Raw genomic sequence first — 5,027 nt, 5'->3', positions numbered from 1 at the left:
GTGGTCGGCCGTGGGGTGGCGGGCAGGGGAAGTACTCACGGAGTGAGCCGGCATGTGACGCGCTCCAACGCATGGAGTGATCGGGCTCATAGAGTAATTCGGCTGGGAGGAGTGAGCGGAGAAGAGATGACCGTTGGAAAATCCGAATATACGGGTGTGGAGAGGTCAACGGACACTGTCTGAGGAGACTGTTTCACCGGAAACGAGGTGTTCGCTGAGTGCCTCAGGCGGGTCGACCAACAGGGGGGAGACCGTGTTTCCGGTGAAACTCAGGCTTCAGATGGGGTGCGGGCTTCCAACGAAGTACGGGCTTCCGTCAAAGTGCGGGCTTCCGTCAAAGTGCGAGCTCTCAGCAGAATAGTAGTTTCCGGTGAAACGCATGTATCGCTCGGCGAGCTGTCGCTCATTTCGCTTGGCGAGCTTTACTCTGATGTAGGATATAAATCCTGTTGTTCTATATCGGTCAGATAGATAACTAAACCGCCCACAGCGAAGTCGCTCCCACCCAAGATAGCCCCATTTCACCGGAAACACGGTGTGTCTCACCGTACGAAACCACAGCGACCGACGTACCGACCTACGGTGTGAGAGAGTCGCGGACCTCATACCGAACGCCGTCTTCACGGAGTCGCGTCGTGTGGCGAGAAAGCTCGTCGGTCGACACGAGCAACAGCACGTCCAAGCCCCGGAGAGCGGCCTGAGACACGCCCGTCGCCGAACCGAATCGGATGTCCGGCCGCAGCCCGGTCCGCGTCGCGAGCGCGTAGGCTTCGGTCCCACCGACCGCGATCAGATCCGCGTCCGCGGCGCGATCCGTGATGACCTCGGGCGACGGCGGACTCCCTTCGGTCACCGCCGGGACGGACACGACCGTCACCACGCCCGGATCGTACTCGACGACCCCCTCGAAGTCGGTGACGCCGACCGCCTCTCCGGCCTCACCGCCGGTGACGACGACCGCTGTCGCCGATCCCCCCTCCGGGACGGCGTGTAGCACGCCGTCGCGCATCTCCAGCCCGACGTCGTCACCTTCCGCAACCGCGTCGGTCGCCACGGCGGCGTCGACGTCGACGCTTCCCAGAACATCGTCGGACACGCGAGACACGAAGTCCGAGAGGGCGTCGGTTCGCGTGATTATCCAGTCGACTCCCTCTTTGGTCACCTCGTACCGACCTCGACCGCGTTTCTCCACGAACCCTCCGTCGACCAAGTCGCGGACGTAGTCGCTCACCGCCTGCGAGGTCACACCGATGACGTCCGCGATCTCTTCTTGGCTCACCGCCGGCTGCCGCGCGGCGATCTCGACGAGAACCCGGTAACGAGTCGCGTCGCGCCTGTTATCCAGCACTCGCGGCCCGGCCGGCTCGTCCGGATCCTCGCTCGTTCCCATACCACCGATGTTGTAGTCGGAAACAAGTAAAATTGGTGTCCCGGCGCCCGCGGTACACCTGGCGAGCTACTCTTGGGCGTCCACGACGGCGACGCTCGCAAGGTTGACGATATCCTTCACCTCGTCGCCACGCTGGAGGACGTGGACCGGCTCGTCCATGCCGACGAGCATCGGTCCGATGGCCTCGGCGCCCCCGAGCCGCTGAAGGAGTTTGTATCCGATGTTCCCGGCCTCGAGGTTCGGGAACACGAGGACGTTGGCCGCCTCGTCGAGTTCGGAGAACTCGTAGGTACCGTTGAGGATGTCGTCGACGACCGCGGTGTCGGCCTGCATCTCCCCGTCGACCGGGAAGTCGACCACGTCGTCGGACTGAAGAATGTCGACCGCGTCGCGCGGCTTCCGCGTCCCCTCGTTGTCGACGCTCCCGAAGTTCGAGTACGATAGCATCGCGGCGCGCGGTTCGACGTTGAACCGTCGCGCGAGGTCCGCCGTGTGTCGCGTGACCTCCGCCAGCGTCTCCGCGTCGGGGTCCTGATTGACGGTCGTGTCCGCACAGAAGATCACCCGGTTCTTGAAGGTGAGCATGTACACGCCGGCGACGGTGTCCGTGTCGGCCGCCGAACCGACTATCTGGAGGGGCGGCCGGAGCGCGGACGGGTAGTGGTGCGTGAGCCCGGTGAGCATCGCGTCGACGTCGCCGGTTTCTACCATCACGCTCCCGAGGTAGTTGGTGTCCCGTTTGACCAAATCGTCGGCCTCGCGTTTGGTGATCCCCTTGCGCTTTCGGAGCTCGTACAGCCGCTCACCGTATCCGGAGACGTCCCGCTCGTCCGGGTCGACCACCTCGGGGCGGAACGAGAGCCCGAGCTCGGACGCGGTCCGGGAGATGGTGTCGGCGTCGCCGAGCAACACCGGCTCCGCGATCCCCTGCTCAGAGAGCTGGTAGGCCGCGCGGATCATCTTCTCGTCGGTGCCCTCCGCGAGCGCGATCCGCTTCGGGTCGCTTTTCGCCTTGTTCAACACGACCCGCATCATCTCGCGGGACTTCCCCAGGCGAGCCTCGAGGCGCTCGCGGTACTGGTTCAGATCGATCTCCGTCCTGGCCGATCCGGACTCCATCGCCGCCTCCGCGACGCGCGGCGCCACCTCGAACAGCACCCGCGGATCGAGCGGCTTCGGAATGACGTAGTCGGGACCGAACTGGAGCGGATCGTCGCCGTATGCCTTCACGACCGCGTCCGGAACGTCCTTGCGCGCGAGGTCGGCTAGCGCCTCCGCGGCGGCCGCCTTCATCTCCTCGTTGATCTCGGTCGCACGCACGTCGAGCGCCCCGCGGAACAGGAAGGGGAACCCGAGGACGTTGTTCACCATGTTCGGGTAGTCGGACCGACCAGTCGCCATGATCACTGTGTCGTCCCGGGCGTCCTTGGCGTCCTCGTAGGTGATCTCCGGGTCGGGGTTCGCCATCGCGAAGATGATCGGGTCCGCGGCCATCGAGCGGACCATCTCCTGCGAGACGATACCCCCGACGGAGAGCCCGACGAACACGTCTGCGCCGTCCATGGCGTCCGCGAGATCGCCGTCTTCGATGGGGGTGGCGAACTGGCTTTTGTACTCGTTGACGTCGCCGGCCGCCACCCGCTCTTCGGTGATGATCCCGGAGGAGTCGCACATTGTGATGTTCTCTTCGCGCGCCCCCAGCGAGACGTAGAACCGGGCCGTCGCGATGGCCGACGCGCCGGCGCCGGAGAAGACGATGTCGAGCTCCGAGAGGTCCTTATCGGAGATGTCGACCGCGTTCATCAGCGCCGCGCCGGAGATGATCGCGGTGCCGTGCTGGTCGTCGTGGAACACCGGGATCTCCATCTCCTCGCGGAGCCGCTCCTCGATCTTGAAACACTCCGGGGCCTTGATGTCCTCGAGGTTGATGCCGCCGAACGTCGGCTCCATCGCCTTCACGGCCTCGCAGAACGGGTCGACGGCGTCGATGTCGAGCTCGATGTCGAACACGTCGATGTCGGCGAACCGCTTGAACAGCACCCCCTTCCCTTCCATCACGGGCTTCGAGGCGGCCGCGCCGATGTCACCGAGCCCAAGGACGGCCGAGCCGTTCGAGACGACCGCGACGAGGTTCCCCTTCGCCGTGTACTCGAAGACGGACTCCGGGTCGGCCGCAATATCGCGGCACGGCGCCGCGACCCCGGGGGAGTACGCCAGCGAGAGGTCTCGCTGGGTGTTCGTCGGCTTCGTCGTCTCTATCTCGATCTTTCCGGGCGGCTCCTGCCGGTGATACTCCCGGGCGTCGTCGTCTAGTCCCATGTCTTTCTCCATTCGTGAACGGAGTAAAAAGGTATGCGATGGTGTCGAGTGTGTGATTCGACGTTCGACGATCTTGCGGCGCTCTTCGACGGCATCGAAGTACTTCAACGAGATCTCGATGTGTGTTGGTGTTTCGATGCTCGTCGACAACTTGGATGTCCGTCGACCGCGGAGCCCCGTCAGCGCGTCCTCAGACCGGTCCACTGTCGGCTGGCTCCGAGTCGTCGCTCGCGACGAGCGTCGGCGCCAGCGGAGCGAGCCCCGGAGCGAGCCCGGCGAGCGTCGAGACTTCGTACGCCGTCAGGTACGTCCGCGCCACGATGAGGACGGGGAGCGTCAGCACCGCGACGGCGGCGACCGCACACAGCAGGACGGTCGCGAGCACGATCGCCCCCGCGGTCGTCTCGACCAACGCCGCCACTCCGCCGAGCGGGACCGCGGCGAGCACCAGCACGACGAGGCCGACCGCGGCGACCACCCCGCCGACGGAGGCGACTGCGACGGCCCGGACGATCCCGGCGCTCGCCGCGACGACGGCGTGAACCGCGAGGTAGACCGCGACATCGCTCAGCGACTCGCGGAGCGAAGCCCAAACCGTCCGCCACCCGGCGAGCACCCCGACGTCGCGGGCGACCATCGCCGGCGCGACGAGCTCCAGCGTGAGCCGGGAGCCGACGGTCCCGATCAGCGCTACGCCGCCAGCGGTGACTCCGAGCGCGACGACCGCGACCTCGGAGGCACCGGACACCCCGCCGACCTTTACGCCCGCCGCGCCCGACACAGCAGAGTCTGCGACAACGACCGCGAACGCGGCCGCCGGTATCGCGGCGACGACCGCGCCGGCCGTCACGACGGCCGACAGCCCGAGGGCCTGCCGAAACCGTGTGCGAAACGGTCGCCAGAGCGCGACTTCCGTCGTCGCGAGCGCGTCGTAGAACGCGAGCCGGAATGCGACCGAACACGTGACGAGCGCGAACGCCGCGACCAGCCCCCCGACCGCGGCCGCGACGAGCAGCGCGTCGTCGAGTCCCGCGACGCGCTCGGCTGCCGGACCGACGATGCGTCCGATCCCCACCGGTCCCGCCCCGACGCCCGTCGAGGTAGATGTCGCCCACCCCACGAGCCCGGCCGTCGAGGCGCCGAGCGACGAGGCACCGACGCGCGACGCCGCGGCGCCGCCGCCCGCCCTCCCCGCCGCGAGGGCGGCGAGCTTCCCCCATCGGACCGCCTCGCACCGAACGCGTCACCCCCGCGTCGCGCCGCCGGCCCCGTCGACCGCCCCGACGGCGCGCCAGCTCATCCCGCGCGACAGCCGGAC

3 protein-coding genes and 1 pseudogene are annotated in these 5,027 nt (G+C 67.1%); 1 reads left to right on the top strand and 3 read right to left on the bottom strand.

Features of this window, described 5'->3' with window-relative positions; genetic code table 11:
• Window positions 1–577: 577 nt before the first annotated feature.
• The 3 genes and pseudogenes from B9H04_RS17325 to B9H04_RS17315 form a co-directional block, all read right to left on the bottom strand.
• The gene (locus B9H04_RS17325) at window positions 578–1,390 is read right to left on the bottom strand and encodes a DUF7839 domain-containing protein (RefSeq protein ID WP_049932640.1); all 813 of its coding nucleotides are present in this window, start codon (window positions 1,388–1,390) and stop codon (window positions 578–580) included.
• Between the two features lie 66 nt (window positions 1,391–1,456).
• Complete coding sequence (locus B9H04_RS17320; RefSeq protein WP_049932638.1) at window positions 1,457–3,709, bottom strand: NADP-dependent malic enzyme; 2,253 nt, start codon at window positions 3,707–3,709, stop codon at window positions 1,457–1,459.
• 190 nt (window positions 3,710–3,899) lie between these two features.
• Window positions 3,900–4,880: pseudogene (locus tag B9H04_RS17315) on the bottom strand (DUF7544 domain-containing protein); the annotation flags it as partial.
• Here B9H04_RS17315 and B9H04_RS19335 point away from each other — a divergent pair.
• On the top strand, window positions 4,768–5,027 hold a 260-nt coding region (locus B9H04_RS19335), incomplete at its 3' end, for a hypothetical protein (RefSeq protein ID WP_249025111.1). The pseudogene B9H04_RS17315 and the gene B9H04_RS19335 overlap by 113 nt on opposite strands.

Origin of the sequence: Halorubrum ezzemoulense DSM 17463 (genome assembly GCF_002114285.1) — an archaeon.
Taxonomy (GTDB): domain Archaea; phylum Halobacteriota; class Halobacteria; order Halobacteriales; family Haloferacaceae; genus Halorubrum; species Halorubrum ezzemoulense.
The sequence above is the reverse complement of the archived record's forward strand: the minus strand, read 5'-3'. Positions and strand labels throughout refer to the sequence as shown.

Excerpts from the sequence above, each read along its gene's own strand:
- B9H04_RS17325 (WP_049932640.1), bottom strand. The coding sequence starts at position 1,390 with ATGGGAACGAGCGAGGATCCGGACGAGCCGGCCGGGCCGCGAGTGCTG.
- B9H04_RS17320 (WP_049932638.1), bottom strand. The coding sequence starts at position 3,709 with ATGGGACTAGACGACGACGCCCGGGAGTATCACCGGCAGGAGCCGCCC.